Consider the following 15,854-nt stretch of genomic DNA (forward strand, 5'->3'; position numbering starts at 1 on the left):
GAAGGAAACCCGTTTTGCCTCCCGAACAGCCCTACCGCGATGCGTCGCTTCCTGTCTCCGACCGGGTCGCGGACCTGCTCAGCCGCATGACCCTGGAGGAGAAGGCCGCGCAGCTCACCGCACCCACCGCACCCGCGATCGACGTCCACAACCCGCCGTCCACCGGGTGGGGCGCCGTTCTTGCGGCGTTGGCGTGCATCGAGTCGTCACCGCGCGAGATCGCCGCCGCGATCAACGAACTGCAGCGCAAGCACGTCGAGGACACGAGGCTGGGCATTCCCGTGCTCGTCGCCGAGGAAGCTCTGGTCGGGTTGAAGATCCAGGGCGCGACGATGTTCCCCGACGCGATCGCCCAGGCCGCCACGTGGGATCCGGAGCTGATCGGGCGGATGGGTGCCGCGATCGGGTCCCAGATGGCGCGCACCGGTACCCGTCAGGCACTGGCGCCGCTCGCCGACACGGCCAGGGACCCGCGCTGGGGCCGGGTGGAGGAGACGTACGGCGAAGAGCCGTACCTCGTCGGGTCGATCGCCACCGCGTTCGTCCGCGGCCTGCAGGAGGCCGACCCCGAGGCGCCGCTCATCGCGACGGTGAAGCACTTCCTCGGCTACAGCGCCAGCGCCGGTGGCCGCAACACCGACTCGGCCTCGATCGGCCCGCGCGAGCTGCGCGAGGTCCACTCGGTGCCGTTCGAGATGGTGATCCGCGACGGCGGGGCGCGTGGCATCATGCCCGCGTACATCGACATCGACGGCGTTCCGGTGACTGGTTCGCGCGCGTATCTCACCGATCTGCTCCGTGATGAGCTGGGTTTCGACGGGCTGGTCATCTCCGACCTCGGCGCCGTCGGCCAGCTCCACACCAAGCACGGCACCGCGGACAGCGAGGCGGACGCGTGCGCCCAGGCCGTGCGTGCCGGGGTGCACCTGGACCTCGTGCCCCGGCTGACGACGGGTCACCTGGTCGAGGCGGTCGAGTCCGGACTCCTCACGACGGCCGACCTGGACCTGGCGGTGGGCACGGTCCTGCGGACGAAGTTCGAGCTGGGCCTGTTCGAGCGGCCGTACGTCGACCTGGACGGGGTGCCGGAGACGCTCGACCCCTCGGGGACACGTGCCCTGGCTCGCGAGATCGCCGAGCAGTCGATTGTGCTGCTCCGCAACGAGCCGGTCGACGGCGTTCCTCTTCTTCCTCTCGGCCCGGACACCGGAACGATCGCGGTCATCGGCCCGAACGCCGACCGTCTGATGGGGCAGCTGGGCAACTACAGCTATCCGGTGCTCGAGAGCGTGGCGAAGCGGTTCGCACTCGCCGCGGACCCGACGGCTCGCGCGGACGAGGCCGTCGAGTTCGGCGGAAGAACCGGGGCGGACCAGGCCCGTTTGATGGTGGACTCCGTACCCGTGGTCACGTTCCTCGAGGGGATCCGTGCCAGGGCCGGTGGTGCGACGGTGCTGTACGAGCCGGGATGCCCGGTGCAGGACGAGGACCGCTCGGGCATTCCCGCGGCCGTCGAAGCGGCGAGATCCGCGGACGTCGCCGTGCTCGTCGTCGGGGACCAGGCGGGCATCAACGCTTTCGGCACCGTCGGTGAGGGTCTGGACAGCTTCACCTGCGAACTGCCCGGCGTGCAGCGAGAACTGGTCGAGGCGGTGCTGGCCACCGGCACGCCGACCGTCGTCGTGCTCAGCCACGGCCGGCCCTACTCGCTGAAGTGGATGGCCGACTCCGTTCCCGCCATCGTGACGAGCTGGTTCGGCGGCGAGGAAGCCGGCAGCGCCACCGCCGCGGTGCTCTTCGGTGACGTGAACCCCGCAGGGCGGCTCCCCGTCTCGTTCCTGGACTTCGGCGGAAGCGCTCCCCTGCCCTACTGGCGAGCGGCGCAGACGCCCGCGTACGTCGAGGGACGCGCAGGCGCCACGTTCCCGTTCGGACACGGCCTGAGCTACACGACCTTCGCCTACCGCGACGTGGAGATCAGCCGGCCGGAGGTGCCGACCGACGGCGCGGTCGAGCTGTCGTTCACGGTGGTCAACACCGGAGATCGTGCCGGTGACGAAGTTGTCCAGGTGTACGGGCAGGACGTGATCGCACGGACCGCGCGACCGCGGCGCAAGCTGGTCGCGTTCCGGAGGGTGTCGCTGGAGGCCGGCGCCGCTGTGCGGATCACGGCGACGGTGCCCGCGAGCATGTTCGCGCTGTGGGACAGCGACGAGGGCTGGCTCGTCGAGCCGGGGAAGGTCAAGTTCTTCATCGGTGGATCGTCCGCGCAGATCCGCCTGCGCACGTCGGTCACGCTCACCGGCGACGTTCACCACGCGGGCCCGGACCGTGCTCTCACCAGCTCGGTGTCGACGATCCCGGTCGACCCCGTGGCCGAGCCTGTTACGCGCACCGCCGCACCCTTGGTCGCCACGCCGCTCTCCGGCGACAACACGGTCCTGGAGTGGCTCGAGCACCCTGTTGGTGGCGATCTGCTGCGCGGCCTGCTCCAGGGAGCGGACGAGGAGACCCTCGCGCCGGCGTTCGGCATGTCCCTCAAGGAGATGGCGATGTACAGCGGCGGCCGGATCACTCCGGAGACCGTCGATCGGCTCGCCGCCCAGGCGCACGAGCAAATGTCGGCTGAATAGCCAGAAGGCTCCGTACGTCGGGAAACGACGTACGGAGCCTTCCCAAGTTCACACTTGTTGCTCAGCCAACGGGCGGAGCTCCTCGCCGCGTTGGACAGGTGACGGCTCGTCCAGTGCCCGGCCCTCTGCGTCGAGGTGTGGCAGGACTCGGTCCAGCCACCGGGGCAACCACCACGCGCTGCGACCGAGCAGGGTCAGCAGCGCCGGCACCACGACCATGCGCACCACGAACGCGTCGGCGACGACGCCCGCGGTCAGCGCGAGACCGATGGAGCCGATCAACGACGACGGGCTCAGCGCGAACCCGGCGAACACCGCCGTCATGATCGTCGCAGCGGACACGACCACCACGGCGGTGCGCCCGAAGCCGTCCATGACCGCCTCGACCGGGTCCAAGCCGCGCACGTGCGCCTCGTGCATGCGGGAAACCAGGAACACCTGGTAGTCCATCGACAGGCCGAACAGGATGCCGACGATGAGCACGGGCAGCAGGCTCAGCATCGGGTTGCCCTGCGGTGCGGTGAAGACCGGGTCCAGCCATCCCCACTGGAACACGGCGACGGTGACGCCGACACCCGCGCCCAGGGACAGCAGGAACCCGGCCGTGGCGATCAGCGGCACGAGCAGCGAACGGAAGACGACGACCAACAGCAGCAGGGACAGACCGACGATGACGATCAGGTAGGTCCCCAGGGCCGCGGACAACCGTTCGTCGGTGTCGATGCCGACCGCGGTCTGGCCGGTGACCAGCAGACGCACGCCTGGCACGTCGCCGGCGCGATCCCGGATGTCGTGCACGAGCTGTTCGGTGCGCTCGTCGACCGGGCCGGTGGTGGGGACGACCTGGAGCAGGGCGGTGTCACCAGAGGCGTTGACACCAGCGGGAACGACGGAAGCGACGCCGTCGAGACCGGTCAGCGCGGTGGTCACCTCACCCAGGCGGTCCTGCACGCGGTCGCCCTCCGCGAGCACCACCAGCGGTCCCTGGTCGCCCGCACCGAAGGCCTTGGCAACCTGCTCGTACGCGGCGCGCCGGGTGCTGCCGGGGTCCTCGCCGCCGGGGGTGGTCAGTGACGTGGTCAGCGAGAGCACCGGCGCGGCCAGCACGAGCAGACCCGCCACCGCGCACACGAGCACCGCGACCGGCCGGCGGACGACCAGCCTGATCCAGCGGTCCAGGAAACCGATCCGGTCAGCGCCGACGGAGGTGTCGCTCGCGCGTTCGCGGCGCGGGAGAGCCTTGCGCCCCATCAGTTTGAGCAGGGCGGGCACCAGCGTCAGCGACATCAGCACAGCGACGGTGACCCCGGCCGCGGCGGCCAGGCCCATTTCGGTGATGAACCCGATGCCGATCACCGCCAGCCCCGCCAGCGCGATGACGACAGTGCCGCCGGCGAACACGACCGCGGACCCGGCCGTGCCGGTGGCACGGCCGATCGCCTCCTCCAGTGGTCGTCCCTCACGCAACTCGGCGCGGAAGCGGGCCAGGACGAACAGGCAGTAGTCGATGCCCACCGCCAAACCGAGCATCACGGCCAGGGTCGGGGTCATGGTGCCGATGGGTGAGAGGGCGGAGAACGCCAGCAGCCCGAGCACGCCCACCCCGACACCGACCAGTGCGCCGAGCATGTTGGCCCCGGCAGCGGCCAGCGAGCCGTAGGTCAGCAGCAGCACGGCGAAGGCCAGCACCGCGCCGACGACCTCGGTGGGCCCGAACACCTCGGGCACGGGGTCGCCGAGCGATCCGCCCACCTCCGCGCCCAGGCCGCGGTCACGAGCCTGCTGGGCCAGCTCGACTACGACGTCATGCACCGCGTCGCGGTTGTCCTCCGTGATGTCGCGCAGTGACAAGGTGGAGATCGCGGTGGTGCCGTCCGGGGAGACCGACGGGCGGGCCGGGTCGAACGGGTTGGAGGCCGAGGCGACGTGCTCGGTGGTCGCGGCGCGCGCGAGCACGTCGGCCACAACGCCCCGCGGCGCCCCGCTGATCGGCTTGCCGTCCTTGGTGAACAGCACGAGTTGCAGGCTGCCGATACCAGGCGTGGACGGGGACGGGAACTCACGTCCGACCACTTCGAGCGCGGTACTCGACTCGGTGTCGCCGATCTCGAACCCGCCGTCGGCGAAACGCATACCACCGATCGCGGCGGCGGCCAGGCCCGCAAGCAGCAGCAGCCACGCGGTGATGACGAGCAGGGGCCGGCGGGCGCTCGCCACGCCCAACCGGTACAGCAGTCGTGCCATGCGGTGATCTCTCCTGCGGTGTCCTGGTGAGGCCGCCCACAACCGCCCTCACGTGTGACACCAGCCTTCCGAGAACGTGCCAACGCGTCGTCGTCCGCGCATGGCATCCCGGCTGCCGCGCATGCGGTACGCCTGCGGCGCGTACTGCGTCTGCGGTACGCCTCAGGGGACGTCGAGCCGTCCCGAGGTGTGCACGGTGACGACCAGTGCTGCCCTGTCACGCGCGCCGAGCTTGGTCATGGCGCGGTTGACGTGTGTCTTGGCGGTGAGCGGCGAGATGACCAAGCGGGCGGCGATCTGCTCGTTGGTCAGGCCGCGGGCAACGAGCAACACGACCTCCCTTTCGCGGTCGGTCAGCACGTCCAGAGAGGACCGCGGCGGCTCGGGCGGCGCGATCGTGGTGCGGGAAGCGAGAGTTGTCATGGCGCGCGCGGACAGGAACGTCTCGCCCCTGGCCACCACCCGCACGGCGTCGATCAGCGACTCCGGGGCGGAGTCCTTGCCGAGGTAGCCGCGTGCCCCGGCCGCAACAGCGGACAGCACGTGCTCATCGGTCTCGAACGTGGTCAGCACCAGCACGGCGACGCCACGCGACGCGCCGGGGTCGGCGGTCAGCCTGCGGGTGGCCTCCACCCCGTCCACGCGCGGCATCCGCAGGTCCATGAGGACGACGTCGACCCCGCCCTGCCGGACCCGGCGCACAGCAGCGTCCCCGTCGGCGGCCTCGTCGACGACGGTGATGCCAGGTTCGGACTCCAGCACCCCGCGCAACCCGGCCCGGATCAAGGCTTGGTCGTCCACCACGAGGACACGCACGTCACCGGTCACCGCACGTCACCTCCGCGCTCGCGGCATCGAGGGGCAGAGTCGCACGGACGCGGAACACGTCACCGTCCCGTCCCACCTCCAGACGTCCGCTGACAGCGGCCACACGTTCCCTCATCCCGACCAGGCCGTAGCCGCCGCCCTGGCAGGTGGTGGCGTCGGCGACCGGGTTGACGACCTCGACCACCACGGCCTCCGGCGTGCCGCGCACGGTGAGCGTGGCCCGCCCGCGTCCGTGGCGAGCCGCGTTGGTCAGCGCCTCCTGCACCACGCGGTAGCCGGTCACCGACACCAGGTCCGGTACGTCCCCGTGGTCGAGTAGTGCCTCGACCTCCACGCCGCCTCGGCGGACGGCCTCCACCAGGTCGATGACGCTGTCGAGTCCAGGGGCGGCGGTGTCGGTGTCGTCGCCGTCCTCCCTCAGCACCCGCAGGATGCCGGCCATCTCCCGCAGCACGGCGCGGGCGGCTGTCTCGGTTTCCACCAAGGCGTGCTCCGAGCGGTCGGGGTCGGTGCGCAGAATGCGGCGGGCCAGTCCAGCGTGGACGTTGATGACGGCGACGTGGTGACCTACTACATCGTGCAGCTCTCGGGCGATGCGCAACCGCTCCTCCACGACGCGGCGGCGCGCGACCGCTTCCCGCATCTGCTCCGCCCGTCGTGCCCTGTCCTGCACGGCAAGCACGTAGTCGCGGCGGGTGCGAACAGCGTGGCCGACCGCCACCGCCCCCGTCGTCCAAGCGATCATCGCCGCCACGTTCGCCTCGACCCCGGATCCGGGCCCGCGCAACACCAACGGGAGGCAGAACGCCAGCGCGGTGGCGACAGCAGCGACCACCCACACCCTCCTCCGGACGGTCGACACCAGGTGCAGCAGGGCGAGCTGGCTCATGGCACCCAACGACACCCACGACGGATCGGCCTGACCGACCACCAGGACACCGGCCGTCGTCACCGCCACCACCGCCAGCGGGTGCCGGTGCCGCAGCAGCACCGCCGCACAGCCCGCAACGGTGCAGGCGGCCGGGAGCCACGGGCCGCCCGACGCGACCGCCTGCACCAGCGTGAGCCCGGTGACCAGGACGGCGACCACGGTGACCAGGGTGTCGACCCGTCCGAAGCGGCTCACCTCAGGAGCTTCTTCAGCGGCACACCGGTGTCCGCGGCCACGTCGCGCCGCAGCGTCTTGTTCGTCGCCAATGCCTTGCGCACGACCAGGAAATCCGCCGGGGCGTTGACGCATTCCGCTGCCACGAGCTGCTCGCCCCGGTAGCGCAGCGCGACGTGCTGCCCGGCGCGCGTGCCTTCGCGGACCACGACGTCGTCGTCAGGGCCTGCAAGTCCGGCGATCTGGAGCTTCAACGTCCCTTGGTCGGACCAGAACCACGGCACGCTCCGGTAGGGCCGCGGGTTTCCGGTCAGGGTGCTCGCGGCTGCCTTGGCCTGTTCGGTCGCGTTGTCGACGCTCTCCAGCCGCAGCCGCCTGCCGGGCTGCGCACCGGGGGTCGGATCGGGCAGGTTGGCGCAGTCCCCCACCGCCACGGTGCGGCCGTCCGAGGCGAGGGACAGCTCGTCGACGACCACACCGCCGTCGCAGTGCAGTCCGGCGGCTCGCGCCAGGTCGTCACGCGGGTGAGCGCCGACACCGACCAGCACGAGACCGGCCGGCAGTTCGGTGCCGTCGTCCAGTTCGACGGAACGGACCGCGCGGTCGCCGCGAAGACGCAGAGGACGGGCGCCGGTGAGGATCCGGACCCCGGCGGCTCGGTGCGCCGCTTCGACCACGGCCGCGGTGTCCGGGCTGACGACGCGGTTCATCAGCGACGCGCCGGCCTCCACCACGGTGGCCCGCACGCCGGAGGCGGCCGCGGAGGCGGCCACCTCCAGCCCGATGAAGCCGCCGCCGATCACGACCAGGTCGGCGACGTCGGTGAGGCGGTGGGTCAGGGCCTCGGCGTCGGTGACGTCCCGCAGGACCACAACGCCCTCGAGCTCGAACCCCTCCAGTTCCAGGCGCCGCGGTTCCGCGCCGGTGGCCAGCGCCAGCCGGTCGAACGTCCACCGCCGTCCCGACTCGGTGACCGCTTCCCTGCCAGCGAGGTCCACCTGCGCGACGCGTTCGCCCACGACGAGATCAATGCGTTGCTGGGCGTAGAAAGCGTTGCTGCGCAAGGCCAAAGCCCCTGCGCCGATCTCGCCGCGCAGGTATGCCTTGGACAGTGGCGGGCGGCCGTACGGGGCGTGCGGCTCGTGCCCGACCAACGTGATGGGACCGGCCCAGCCCAGTTCGCGGGCGCTGCTCACCAGCTGGGCGCCCGCCTGGCCCGCGCCGATGACGAGCAGGTGCCCCGTGCTCACAGCTGGGTCTCCGGAATGGTGACGTGGACTTCCTGGCCTTCGGTGAGGACGAGCTGGCAGGACAGCCGGGAATTGTCCTCGCGGTCGGTGGCCGCGACGTCGAGCATGTCGTCCTCGTCCTCGCTGACGGGCGGGAAGTCGTCGGCGTGGCGCTCGTCGAGGAAGACGTGGCAGGTCGCGCAGGACAACGATCCGCCGCACTGGGCGAGGATGCCGGGAACGCCGTTGCGGACCGCTGCCTGCATGACGGAGTCGCCGGCCTCGGCCTCGACGACGCGCTCGGTGCCGTCGGGCTGGGTGTAGAAGACCTTGGGCACGGCTGTGTTCTCCTTCGTCACCAGGTGACCGGCAGGCTGGTCATGGGCTGGGTCAGGACCGTGCGGTCGAACACCGGTTCACCCGCCAGCTTCAGGTCCGGGATCCGCATGAACAGCTCCGCCAGGCCGACCTGCAGCTCCATCCGCGCCAGCGGTGCTCCGAGGCAGTGGTGCAGGCCGTGGCTCAGCGTCAGGTGGGCGTTGTCGGTCCTGGTGATGTCGAACCGGCCGGGATCGGCGACGGCGGCGGGGTCGTGCCCGGCAGTGACCATGTCGATGCTGACCGCTTCTCCAACGGCGATGACCTGGCCGTCGATCTCGACGTCCTCGGTGGCGACGAACGGCACCAGCCCGCCTCCACCACCCACCATCGGGGCGATCACGAACCCGCCGTGGCGCAGCACCTCCTCGGCGGTGGTCGGAGCGAGGCCGTCCGGATCGGTGAGGAACACGGCGCGCTGGTCGTCGGAGCGCAGCAGGGAGAGCACGCCGGTGGAGAGGAAAGTCGCGGTGTTGTCGAAGCCGCCCACGATCAGGATGAACGCGATCGGCAGGATCTCGGCGTCGGTCAGCGTCTCGTCGCGGTCGCGGGCGTGCGCCAACGAGCTGAGCAGGTCGTCTCGCGGTTCGGCGCGGCGCTGGGCGATCAGATCGGACATGTAGCCGGCCAGTTCGGCCATGTCCGCCGCCACCTCGGCCTCGGTCTTGCCCGCCACGGCGAGCGTCGAGGAACTCCACCGCTCGAACTTCTCCCGGTCTGACGAGGGCACACCGAGCAGGGAGCTGAGCATCTCGATGGGCAGCGCCAGCGAGTACTCGGTCACCAGGTCGCGCACACCGCCGCGAGCGATCATGCCGTCGATCAGCTCGTTGGCGAACGCCACCGCCGAGTACCGCATCTCGCGGACCCGCTTGGGCGAGATCGCTTTCTGCACCAGCTTGCGCAGCTTGGTGTGCTGGGGCGGGTCCTCGAACTGGAGGGTGCCGCGCAGGAAGTCCGGGAACGGCACGAAGAACGGCACTGCGCGCTCGCCGGTGCGGAACGGTTCGCGCACGAAGCGGCGGTCGCTGAGGATCTTGCGGGCGGCGGCGTTGCGGTGCACCAGCCACACGTCACCGCCGTGCGGCATGGTCATCTTCGTCATCGGTCGGTCCGCAACCAGGCGGCCGATGTGCGCGACTCCCTCGGACGGGGTGACGGGCCCGAAGGGGTACTCGGTGCCGGGAGTGGTGGTCATCGTGGTTCTCCGGTGTTGTTCAGGCGGTGTGCGGGACGGCGACCAGTTCGGGGCGCGCGTCGGGAGTGAGGGCCATGACCTCGTCGAACCGGGCGGCGACCGTCTCAGGCGTCAGGGCCGGGTCGTGGATGCCGGTGGTGGTGACCACGACGGCGCGGTTCACCGTGCCACCGGCGGCGTTGAACAGCTCGCCGGTGACCGTGCACGAGGGGTGCACGAGGTAGGCGGCCAGCGGGGCGACGTGCTCGGGCAGCAGCTGGGTGCGCAGGTACTCCATCACCTCGGGTGCCAGCGACTCCGCTGAGTTCTCCGCCATGCGGGTGCCGGCGCCGGGTGCGATGGCGTTGACGAGGATGCCGTGCTCGGATCCTTCGAGGGCGAGGTTGCGGGTGAGGGCGAACACCGCGCCTTTGGAGCTGCCGTAGTGGGTCATCAGCGAGTTGCCCAGCATGGCGGCGGAGACGGTGTTGACCACCCGGCCGCTGCCGGAGGCGATCAGGTGCGGCCAGGCCGCCTTGCAGATGTTCAGCGAACCGAAGAAGTGCACGTCGAGATACCGCTGGTACTCCTGCGTGCCGACCTCGTCGAAGCGGGCCGTGCGCACGATGCCGGCGTTGTTGATCACGGCGTCGAGCCGGCCGAACTCACGAATCGCGGCGTTGACCACCTCGGCGGCGCCGCTCTCGGTGGAGATGTCGGCACGGCAGGCGGTAGCTCTGCCACCGGCGGCCTTGATCTCGGCCACCACATCGCCTGCCGGGTCGTCTCCGTCCACACCGGCACCGTCGACCTTCGCGCCGAGGTCGGCGACGACGACAGACGCGCCACGGGACGCGAGCAGCAGTGCGTGGGCACGCCCGATGCCGCGTCCGGCTCCGGTCACGATCACCGTGCGGTCGTTGAAGGAAAGGGTTTCCAAGGCTGTTCTCCTCTGTCCGGGCGCGATCAGGGACGGTTGGCGCCGCCGCCGGCCGAGACGTCAGCGGCCCAGATCGACCCGCGGCGCAGGCGGCGGGACTCCTCCCAGTCCATGACGTCCAGGCCCGCGCAGACGAACAAGGTGCGCCGGTCCTCGCCGCCCAGCACGCACGCCGGAGGCAACGCCTGCTGCGGGTCGAAACGCACCACGTCGGTCACGGTTCCGCCCTCGACGACGCGGGCGACAGCGGGAACCATCGGCATGCCGGCCCACACACCACCCTCGTCGTCCAGGCAGATGCCGTCGGGAAGCGTGGAGGTGGTGGCGAACACGCGGCGGCCGCTCAAGCTCCCGTCGGTGTCGCGGTCGAGCACGGTGATGCGGTTGGCGAAGGCCTCGGCGGTCACCACACGCGTGCCGTCGGAGCTCACGGCGATGCCGTTGGCGCCGGCGAAACCACCCAGCTCGGTCAACGCTCGGGCGGACCCGTCCGGTTCGACCACGAGCAGTGCCGAGTCGCGCGGTTGCTCCCCCGCGAACAGCTCGAAGCCCAGCTGGGTGACGTAGGCACGGCCGTCGGCGTCGACGACCATGTCGTTGATCGGTCCGGTGACCAGGTCACGGAGATCGGCGTGCACGGTGACGTTCTCGCCGTCGTACACCAGGACCAGCCGCTCGTGCATCGAGGTGACGATCAGCCGGCCGTCCGGGAGCCAGCCGAAACCGCCGGGGATGACCTCGCTGCCGTTGACCGAGGTGCGGCCGGACAGGTCGAGGACGGTCTCCGGCTCACCGGCGGCGTCGAGGCGGACGAGCCGATGGGCGTACATGTCGCTGAACCACAACGCACCTTCGTGCCAGCGCGGGCACTCGGCCCAGGTGTAGCCGCGCGACAGCTCACGCGGGGCGATCTCGCGCGCAGTGGCGAGAAGATCGGCTTCGGTCACGGGTTCTCCAAGATCAGTTCGGTCAGAACGGGAGCGGGTGGGCGAACTTGGCTCGCAGCAGCGCGCCGGTTTCGGCGACCGCGAGCCGGCCGCGTGCCAGGTAGTCGGACTGGAGCGCGAAGCCGTGGAACAAGCCGGGATAGCGGGTGACGGTCGTCTGCACCCGTGCGTCGCGCAGACGCTCGGCGTAGCGCTCGCCCCAGTCGCGGATCGGGTCGCACTCCGCGGTGACCACGATCGCCGGAGGCAGGCCGGACAGGTCGGCTGCGTAGGCGGGGATCCGGTACGGGCCGTCTGGCACACCCTGGCCGGCGTCGGCCAGTTCGTTGAGGTAGAGCACGTCATCCCGGCCGAGGATCGGAGCGCCGGCGTAGCGGGTGATCGAGGCCGCGGCCAGGTCGCGGTCCACTCCGGGGTAGATCAGGACCTGGCAGGCGAGGGCCGGTCCGCCGCGGTCGCGGGCGGCCAGCGCGACCGCCGCGGCCAGGGTGCCGCCGGCGCTGTCACCGACGACGGCCAGCCGTTGCGGGTCGACACGCAACTGCTCGGCGTGCTCGGCGACCCACGTGGTGGCGGCCCAGGCGTCGTCGAACTGCGCGGGCGGCGGCGCCTCCGGTGCGAGGCGGTACTCCACTGCCACCACCACCGCTCCACTGTGGTGCGCGAGATGGCGGGCCAGCGGCTCGAACGAGTGGTTGGAGCCCATGCACATGCCACCGCCGTGGAAGTACACGAGCACGGGTGCGCGGTCATCCGTGGTGGGGCGGTGTACGCGCAGCGCGATATCCCCTTCTGGCCGGGGAACTACGTGATCCTCGGTAGCCGCCATCACCGGCAGGGCAGGCGGGTGGGATGCCGCCTCCAACGCCGTGCGCACGGCCTCGATGCCCCGCTCACGCAGGGTCGGGGCATCGATCACGGCAGCGGCGATCGCGGCGGCGTCCGGGTCCAACGGGAATGCGGGCACGGCTGACTCCCTCACTCGACGGCGAACTCGCCCACCGGCAGGACCGGTGCGCGGCGGTGGGCCAGGGTGTCGGCACGGGCGGCCATGGCGTCGTGCACGAACGACTGCGAGGTCAGGTAGAACTCGCCCGCGGCCGCCTGGTCGAAGAAGATGCGAGCGGCCTCGAGCGGGTCCATCGCCTGCGCCTTGATCCCGAGCATGGCCGCTCGCTGCCCTTCGGCCGCTGCGGTGTCGCCGTCCTCGACCCCGCCCGCGGACTCGAAGATGTTCGAGGCGACCGCGCCGGGCAGCACCGCCTGCACGTGAACGTGGCCGGCGTGCCCGGCCAGTTCCACCTCTTGGTGCAGGCACTCGGTGATCGCGAGCACGGCGTGCTTGCTCATGATGTACGCCGCCTGCAACGGCGCGGCCGTCACGCCGCCGACCGAGGACAGGTTCCACACCCACGACCGGCCGGGCTCGGCGAGCATGCGGGGCAGGAAGGCACGGACGCCGTGGAAGACGCCGTTGACGTTGATCGAGACCAGCCGCTCCCAGTTGGCGACCGGGGTGTCCCACAGGTAGCCGAACTGCTCCACGCCCGCGTTGTTCACCAGCAGCCGGACCGGCCCGAGCTCGGTCACCGTGCGCTCGGCCAGGCGTTCGACGGCCTGCGGATCGCGCACGTCGCAGACCACGTCCACCGCACGGGCGCCGCCTTCCTCCAGTTCCGCCCGCAACGCCGCCACGGCTGCCGCGTCGACGTCGGCCAGGACCACGGTCATGCCCAGTTCTGAAGCAGCGTAGCGGGCCAGCCCGGCACCGATGCCCGCGCCGGCACCGGTGATCACCGCGACCCCGCCGCCGAAGAGGTCCTTCGCGCCGGTCATCGCGTGCTCTCCGCGACGATCTCGCGAATCGCACGGACGATCGGGGCGAACGTCCGCTCCGGCTCAAGAACCGCCGAGGCGTCCATGTTGTTGTGGCAGATCGCCACGGCGATCCGGTCGCGCAGGTCGGCCCAGGCCAGCGAACCACCGGCACCGGGGCTGTAGACGATCTCGCGGTGATCGCCCACCAGCGGGTCCGACGCGCCGTGCTCGCCGCCGAGCCAGTAGCCGGCGGCACCGAACCACACCGGGATGGGCAGCACCTGGTCCGGGTCGTGCGCGCCTTCACGGGGACGGGTGAGGGAGGCGACGCGGTCGCGGGACAGCAGCCGCACGCCGTCCAGCTCGCCGCCTTCGGCGAGCAGCGCGAAGATGCGGGCCACCGACGACGCCGTGGCGATGGCGCCCGCGCCGGGATCGACGGCCTGTTGCACGACCCGCAGGTTGTGCGCGTCCGAGCCGGGGAAAACGGCACGCGGGCTGATCCCGTGCTCGTCGACGATGGAGAACTCGTTGCCACCGTACAAAGTGGCCACGCGTGGCAGGTCGTCGTCCGGCACGCCGAGGTGGAAGTCGGTGACGCCAAGAGGCGCACAGATCTCCTCGCGTACAAAGGCGTCGAACGGTCGTCGGGACGGATCGGTCCGGCGCACGACTTCACCGATGACCCAGCCCCACACCAGCACGTGGTACGCGTTGGCCTTGCCGGGCGGGAACACCGGGGTGAACGCGGCGATCCGCTCGGTCATCCAGTCCCAGTCGGCCATCAGCTCCGGCGTGACGCCCGCGGGCATCTGCGGAATGCCCGCCCGGTGCGACAGCGCCTGCTCGACAGTGATGGTGTGCTTGCCGTTCACACCGAACTCCGGCCAGTAGGTCGCGACCGGGGCCTCGAGGTCGAGCAGCCCGCGCTCGGCCTGGAGGTGGGCGGCGAGCGCGGTGACTCCCTTGGTCACGGAGAACACCGGGAACAGCGTGCGGTCGTCGGCCGGTGTGCCGTTTTCAGCGTCGGCGAGCCCCGCAACGGCGTCGACGACCAGTTCGCCCCGGTGGTAGGCGGCGACGGCGATGCCGGTCTCCCCCAGTTCCAGGGCTCGGTCGAGCGCTTTGCGAATGCGCGGGTCGTGCGGGACGGGCATCGGATCTCCTCGAGCGGCGGCCGGCCGAGGCTAGGAGGCCGGGGCTGCGGCAGGGCCGGGTTGTTCCGGTGAGTGGACGGTCAAGTGCTGATCTGGCGCCGGGCGAACAACCAGCGGCCATCGGTGGAACGCCGCAGCTCGTCGGTGTAGGAACCGACGGCGAGGATGCTCGCGGGCAGATCGCCGGACACCAGCTGGAAGTACGCGTGCGCCGCGGCGCGGTCGCCGTCGACGTCAACCTCGTGGTTGGTGATGACGTGCCGGTTGCGGGACTCCGGGCCGGCGTACCCGAGCTCGCGCATCGAGCCGAGCCCTTTCAGGACCTCCTCGCGGCCTCGCCACGTCACCTCGGGCATCCACCACTCGACGTCGTCGGTGCACAGCTCGCCGATGTCGGCCAGAGTGCCCTCGTCGGCCATGCGGCCGAACCGGTTGAGCAGGGCGATGATCGCTGCCGTGTCGGCGGTCGGATTGTTCCCTTTGGCGCTCAACGGTTCTCCTGTTCGTCGAGGGAAGGCGATGATGGCGTGGCGGTCACCACAGCGGTGGCACTCCTCCCAGTCAGCGGAACAACGGGCCCGCACACCGCTGTTGTGCGGCAAGTTCGGCGTGTGACAACTGGTTCCGAACTGTCGGTCTCGGTGCGGGAAGGCGTTGCGCTGCTGGAGATGCGCCGCCCGCCCGCCAACTACTTCGACGAGCCGCTGATCGGCGAGCTCGTGGACGCGGCTCTCGCCTTGGACGACGATCCGGACTGCCGGGCGATCGTTCTCGCCTCGCAGGGCAAGCACTTCTGCGCGGGCGCGGACTTCGGCGACGGTGGGGGCTTCGACCAGGACCGGGTGGCCGTGTCCGAACGCCTGTACCACCGGGCTGCCCGGTTGTTCGAGGTGCGGACGCCGATCATCGCCGCCGTGCAGGGTGCTGCGGTGGGTGGCGGGCTCGGCCTGGCCTGCGCGGCGGACTTCCGGGTCGCCGAACCGTCGTCGCGGTTCACCGCCAACTTCGCGTTGCTCGGCTTCCACCACGGCTTCGGCCTGAGCGTGACGCTGCCGGACCTGGTGGGCCGGCAGACAGCGGCCGATCTGCTGCTGACCGGCCGCAGGGTCTGCGGCGAGGACGCGGTCCGCATCGGACTGGCCGACCGGCTGGCCGGACCAGGTGAGGTGCGGGAAGCGGCAGTGGCGTGGGCTCAGGAGATCGCCGCCGCGGCACCGCTCGCGGTGCGGTCGATCCGGGCCACGCTGCGCGCGGACCTGCCCGCGCGGGTGAGGGCGGCGCTGGATCACGAACTGGCGGAGCAGGCCCGGCTGTGGCAGACGCGCGACTGTGCGGAGGGCATCGCCGCGAGTCTGCAACGGCGGCCACCGGTCTTCATCGGCCGGTGACCTGCCGGGC

General features: G+C 71.0%; 14 protein-coding genes. 2 read left to right on the forward strand and 12 right to left on the reverse strand.

Going from position 1 to position 15,854, the window contains the following annotated elements:
- Positions 1-14 precede the first annotated feature (14 nt).
- Positions 15-2,633, forward strand: coding sequence for a glycoside hydrolase family 3 N-terminal domain-containing protein (locus V1227_RS08160; RefSeq protein ID WP_329791902.1), 2,619 nt, complete (start codon positions 15-17; stop codon positions 2,631-2,633).
- Between the two features lie 48 nt (positions 2,634-2,681).
- On the opposite strand, the gene V1227_RS08165 is transcribed toward V1227_RS08160, so the two are convergent.
- From V1227_RS08165 to V1227_RS08220, 12 genes are all read right to left on the reverse strand, one after another.
- Entirely contained in the window at positions 2,682-4,877 is a 2,196-nt protein-coding gene (locus V1227_RS08165) for an MMPL family transporter (protein ID WP_329791903.1), read from the reverse strand.
- A 162-nt stretch (positions 4,878-5,039) separates the two neighbouring features.
- Positions 5,040-5,705 carry a response regulator transcription factor gene (locus V1227_RS08170; RefSeq protein WP_329791904.1) on the reverse strand — a complete coding sequence of 222 codons (666 nt, stop codon included), beginning with the start codon at positions 5,703-5,705 and terminating at the stop codon, positions 5,040-5,042.
- A complete protein-coding gene (locus V1227_RS08175; protein WP_329791905.1) occupies positions 5,695-6,831 on the reverse strand; it encodes a sensor histidine kinase in 1,137 nt (378 codons plus the stop codon). Before V1227_RS08175 ends, V1227_RS08170 begins: the two co-directional genes overlap by 11 nt.
- Positions 6,828-8,060 carry an NAD(P)/FAD-dependent oxidoreductase gene (locus tag V1227_RS08180; RefSeq protein WP_329791906.1) on the reverse strand — a complete coding sequence of 411 codons (1,233 nt, stop codon included), beginning with the start codon at positions 8,058-8,060 and terminating at the stop codon, positions 6,828-6,830. Before V1227_RS08180 ends, V1227_RS08175 begins: the two co-directional genes overlap by 4 nt.
- Positions 8,057-8,398 carry a 2Fe-2S iron-sulfur cluster-binding protein gene (locus tag V1227_RS08185; protein WP_329791907.1) on the reverse strand — a complete coding sequence of 114 codons (342 nt, stop codon included), beginning with the start codon at positions 8,396-8,398 and terminating at the stop codon, positions 8,057-8,059. The genes V1227_RS08180 and V1227_RS08185 overlap by 4 nt, the downstream gene beginning before the upstream one ends.
- Positions 8,395-9,522 carry a cytochrome P450 gene (locus V1227_RS08190; protein WP_329791908.1) on the reverse strand — a complete coding sequence of 376 codons (1,128 nt, stop codon included), beginning with the start codon at positions 9,520-9,522 and terminating at the stop codon, positions 8,395-8,397. The genes V1227_RS08185 and V1227_RS08190 overlap by 4 nt, the downstream gene beginning before the upstream one ends.
- A 112-nt stretch (positions 9,523-9,634) precedes the next feature.
- Positions 9,635-10,534: an SDR family NAD(P)-dependent oxidoreductase gene (locus tag V1227_RS08195; protein ID WP_329791909.1), complete on the reverse strand. Its 900-nt coding sequence runs from the start codon at positions 10,532-10,534 to the stop codon at positions 9,635-9,637.
- Between the two features lie 26 nt (positions 10,535-10,560).
- Positions 10,561-11,481 carry an SMP-30/gluconolactonase/LRE family protein gene (locus V1227_RS08200; RefSeq protein WP_329791910.1) on the reverse strand — a complete coding sequence of 307 codons (921 nt, stop codon included), beginning with the start codon at positions 11,479-11,481 and terminating at the stop codon, positions 10,561-10,563.
- Between the two features lie 22 nt (positions 11,482-11,503).
- The gene (locus V1227_RS08205) at positions 11,504-12,448 is read right to left on the reverse strand and encodes an alpha/beta hydrolase (protein ID WP_329791911.1); all 945 of its coding nucleotides are present in this window, start codon (positions 12,446-12,448) and stop codon (positions 11,504-11,506) included.
- Between the two features lie 11 nt (positions 12,449-12,459).
- Positions 12,460-13,317 carry an SDR family NAD(P)-dependent oxidoreductase gene (locus V1227_RS08210; protein ID WP_329791912.1) on the reverse strand — a complete coding sequence of 286 codons (858 nt, stop codon included), beginning with the start codon at positions 13,315-13,317 and terminating at the stop codon, positions 12,460-12,462.
- Positions 13,314-14,456, reverse strand: a complete 1,143-nt coding sequence (locus V1227_RS08215; RefSeq protein ID WP_329791913.1) for a serine hydrolase domain-containing protein — start codon at positions 14,454-14,456, stop codon at positions 13,314-13,316. The genes V1227_RS08210 and V1227_RS08215 overlap by 4 nt, the downstream gene beginning before the upstream one ends.
- Before the next feature lie 80 nt (positions 14,457-14,536).
- Positions 14,537-14,947 carry a nuclear transport factor 2 family protein gene (locus V1227_RS08220; protein WP_329791914.1) on the reverse strand — a complete coding sequence of 137 codons (411 nt, stop codon included), beginning with the start codon at positions 14,945-14,947 and terminating at the stop codon, positions 14,537-14,539.
- Between the two features lie 120 nt (positions 14,948-15,067).
- Here V1227_RS08220 and V1227_RS08225 point away from each other — a divergent pair, with 120 nt between their 5' ends.
- Positions 15,068-15,844: an enoyl-CoA hydratase/isomerase family protein gene (locus V1227_RS08225; protein ID WP_329791915.1), complete on the forward strand. Its 777-nt coding sequence runs from the start codon at positions 15,068-15,070 to the stop codon at positions 15,842-15,844.
- Positions 15,845-15,854 lie beyond the last annotated feature (10 nt).

The sequence above is a fragment of the Lentzea sp. DG1S-22 genome, from assembly GCF_036321065.1.
Classification (GTDB): domain Bacteria; phylum Actinomycetota; class Actinomycetes; order Mycobacteriales; family Pseudonocardiaceae; genus Lentzea; species Lentzea jiangxiensis.